General features: G+C 67.0%; 3 protein-coding genes. 2 read left to right on the top strand and 1 reads right to left on the bottom strand.

Translation table 11 applies throughout. From position 1 onward, the window contains the following. Positions 1–26: 26 nt before the first annotated feature. Positions 27–833: an SDR family oxidoreductase gene (locus ACT3S6_RS15810; protein WP_444555764.1), complete on the bottom strand. Its 807-nt coding sequence runs from the start codon at positions 831–833 to the stop codon at positions 27–29. 306 nt (positions 834–1,139) lie between these two features. On the opposite strand from ACT3S6_RS15810, the gene ACT3S6_RS15815 reads away from it, so the two are divergent. Together ACT3S6_RS15815 and ACT3S6_RS15820 are read left to right on the top strand one after the other, a co-directional pair. After that, positions 1,140–2,381, top strand: coding sequence for an alpha/beta hydrolase-fold protein (locus tag ACT3S6_RS15815; RefSeq protein WP_444555765.1), 1,242 nt, complete (start codon positions 1,140–1,142; stop codon positions 2,379–2,381). A gap of 6 nt (positions 2,382–2,387) precedes the next feature. Then, the coding region (locus ACT3S6_RS15820; RefSeq protein WP_444555766.1) for a condensation domain-containing protein at positions 2,388–3,794 on the top strand (1,407 nt) is incomplete at its 3' end.

Here is a 3,794-nt window from a genome sequence, read left to right on the forward strand (position 1 = left end):
CCTAGGGGGTGGGGGAAAGCTGGGGGCTAGCAGGAGCGCAGGCTGGCGCCACCGTCGACGACGATGTCCTGCATGGTCATGTGGCGGGCCCGCCGGGAAAGGGAAAACAGGACGACCTCGGCAATGTCCTGCGGTTCGGCGATCCGGCCCAGGGGGATACCGAGCCGGAAGCGATCCGGAGTCCCACCTACCACGCGTGCCCGGGCCTTCTCGGGGTCACCGCTCCACATCCGCTGCTGCATGGGGGTGTCGGTGGACCCAGGGGCGATCGTATTGCAGCGGATGCCCAGCGGCGCCAACTCCAGGGCTGCATTGGCACTGAGGGCCGCAGCTGCTGCCTTGCTGGCAGCGTAGGCGGCCATGCCGACGCGAGGGACGGCGGCGGCGTTGGAGGAGACCACCGCGATGGAACCGGCCTCGCCGGGGGCGCTGAGGGGCCGCCGTCCGCCCAAGGTACGGGCAGCCTGGCGCAGGACGACGAAGGTGCCGCGGACATTGACGTCCATCACCCGGGCGAATCCATCCAGGTCGGTGTCGGCCAGCGCTGCCTCGTGCAGGACGCCCGCGGCGTGGGCGATCTTCAGTACCGGTGGGTGGGTAGCGGCCAACTGATCGAAAATCTCCGCCACCCGATCAGCGTCCGCTACATCGGCGCGGTATTCGACGACCCTAGTGTCCCCGACACGGGTGTGCCGGCACTCCTGGGTGAAATCGGCATCCAAAGCGGCGATGAGCTGCGGAGGCCCGTCCGGATCATGGGCGAGGGCCTCGACGACGGCCCGCCCGATGCCCCGGGCTGCTCCGGTGACGACAGCGGTGTGCGGTTGGTTCATTTCATTGCTCCTTTCGCAAGAGGCGGGTGGTGATTGCGGGGCCCTTGCAGGGGTAGATCCGGGTGCGGGTATGGAGCGCCGGCTGTCCTGCCCAAGACGCGAGTAGGGGCCACTGCTCCTGCCCACGAAAAGGACACGCAAGAATTACCTGCATTCGAGTTGCCCAAGGGATGGAGAATAGGCGAGGGTTTCGTTCTGTATTCCGTTCAACATAGGCTAACCTAAGTGAGATTTCGACAGCGTTCAAGTGGGATTTCCATGCAACGCAGCGCAGGCTGACAAATAAAGTAATCCCGTGTAACGCACGTGAAGACAACGGAAAGCGAGTCCATGCTCCCCGGCCACACCAACGCCCCGGTTTTCGAGACCTTCGGCCTCCCCTCACCCGTGGATTCCCGCGTTTTCTGGGAGGAGGTGCGACGCAGGGGCACCCCGTACGTGTCGCGGTCAGGAAATGAGAGAAGCGTCACATTCCTCTACCGCAGTGGAACGGCAGCCCAGGTCTACCTCGAGGCCAACCGGCTCACCGATAAGCACCGGATCGATCAGGGCCGGATGAATTTGATCGCGGACACCGACGTCTGGTGGGCCACCCTGGATGTCGACGCCGACTCAGTTTTCTCCTACGGCTTTCGTGCGTTGGCCACCGGGGGGGAAGGACTGGCCCACGCAGTGGCCCTCCAGCGACGGGCCGGGATCCCGGCCGTGGCGGACCCGTTCAACCGCGGCGAAACCATCAATGCCAACGGCACCGGGCCGCTATCGGTGTGCTCCATGGACGAGGCTTCCGCGACAGGGGTCTGGGATGGGGCAGCGGCCCAGACAGTGCGCGGCAAGCTCACGCATTCTGCCGTCTGGTTACCTGCCGTGGGCCGCACGGCCAGGCAGTGGATGTACACCCCGGCGCCGGGATCCCCGAAACCATTGCGGCTACTGGTCCTCACCGACCCCGAGATCTGGTTCGGTCGGCTGCATTTGGCCGCGGCGTTGGAATCGGCGGTGGCCTCGGGGGAAGTAGAGCCGGTGGCCGTAGTGGGGATCGCAACCCGGGATAATGCCGAACGCCTGGAGCTGCTGGGGGCCAACCACGCCTTCGTGGATGACCTGGCCTCCGTGATCGTGCCCGCGGCCCGCACCGCACTGGAAGAAACCCATCTCCTGCGCGGCCTCGGGGAAACAGTTCTGGCCGGGCAGAGCCTCGGCGGCCTGACGGCACTGCTGGCCGCGCTGCGGAAACCCGAGGTCTTCGGCACGGTGCTGGCACATTCGCCGTCGCTGTGGTGGATGCCCGACGGCAGCGTCACCCCCGCGAACTACACGCACGTGCACCAACCGTGGATCACCGGACGGTTCGCCAGCGAGCCGGGGACCAGTGCGCGCATCGACCTGCGGGTCGGGACCCGGGAGGACATCACCAATGACCACGTCGATCAGCTTCAGCAGGTCCTGCTCGACCGCGGATACGACTCCGCCTCCGCACGCTTCAGCGGAGGCCATGATTTTTCCTGCTGGCGCCACGTGCTGATCGAGGGATTGAAGGAGGACTAGAGCGACATGACAACCCCAGCACCCACCCAGACCGATCTCCGCCCCTTGAGCGATGGGCAATTGGCCCTGTGGTTCGGCCATCTCGGTGACGCCACCAAGGCGGCCTACCAATGTGCCGAATATGTCGACATCAGCGGTCCCCTCGATGCGGACCGCTGGGCCGAGGCTCTCCGGGAATGCCTTGATGCCACTGGGCTCGCCGCCGACTACCTCGACACCCCCGATGGCCCCCGGTCCCGCCCCGGCGGGTGCATCGTCCCCGAGGTCATCGATCTGGCGGATGCCGCCGATCCGGAGGCTTCGGCCCGGCATTGGATGGAGGGTGAGTTGTCCCGTCCGGCCCGCCGGCAGGGGGACACCGTCCTGGCCTTGCACGACGCCACCGGCCATGCGCTGATCCGGCTGTCGGAGCACCGGCACTGGTGGTTCGCCCGCTTCCACCACATCGGCGTCGACGGCTACTCGGTCCACGCCTTCATCCAGTGGGTCGCCCGCGTGTACACGGACCCTGCCGCACTGGAGGAGAGCCCCTTCACCGATCTGGCTTCGGATTCCGACCCGCTGCCCGTCAGGAGGGAGGACCCGGCAGCCGACTCCAGCTGGGAGGAAGCCCGGGACTTCTGGACCCGACGAGCGGACATCCTCGACACGGCAGGATCCTTATGCGAGACCACGGCACCGGCACGAGTCGACCACCACGATCTCCGGCAACGGATGGACCCCGACGCGGTTGAGGCCCTCATCGACTTCGCCACCGAAACGGGGTCCACCTGGATCGAGATGTCCTTTGCCCTCATCGGGACCTACTCCCAGTCCTACCTCACCGACCGGCCCGCCGTCCTGGGGATCCCGTGGCTGAACCGCCCACCGGCGGCCTCCGATGCCCGGGCCGTGGCCCCCCGGGTCAACGTCCTGCCACTGTGTCTGCCGGCGGTGACCGACCCCGGGACCACCGTGGCCGAGTTCGCTGCGGCGGTCCGCAACGAGTTGACGGCCGTGCGCGCCGTCCAGAGATACCGGACTGAATGGCTCCGCCGGGACCTGGGAAAGAGCGGTGCCGGTCACCGGTTGCATGGCCCTACGATCAACATCCGTCCCTTCGATCGGCGGGCCACGTTCGGCCCGGCCGCCGGAACCGTGCACAACATCAGGTCCGGGCCGACGGAGGACCTGGACATCGCCCTCTCCCTGGACGCCGACGGCGGGCTCGAGGTCAGGGTTCTGGCCAACCCGGACCTGTACTCCGTCGACACGGCGCAACGACATCTCGAACGCATCACCGACCTGCTCGAGCGCACCCCGCGCGAAGGCCCTGCCACTCTCGGGGAAATCCCCCTCATGCTGCCGGCAGAACGCGACCTGGTCATGAACACCTTCAACGACACCGGCGCCCCCGCAACCGAGCACACCCTG

This window comes from Arthrobacter sp. AOP36-C1-22, from assembly GCF_052377515.1.
Classification (GTDB): Bacteria; Actinomycetota; Actinomycetes; order Actinomycetales; family Micrococcaceae; genus Arthrobacter_H.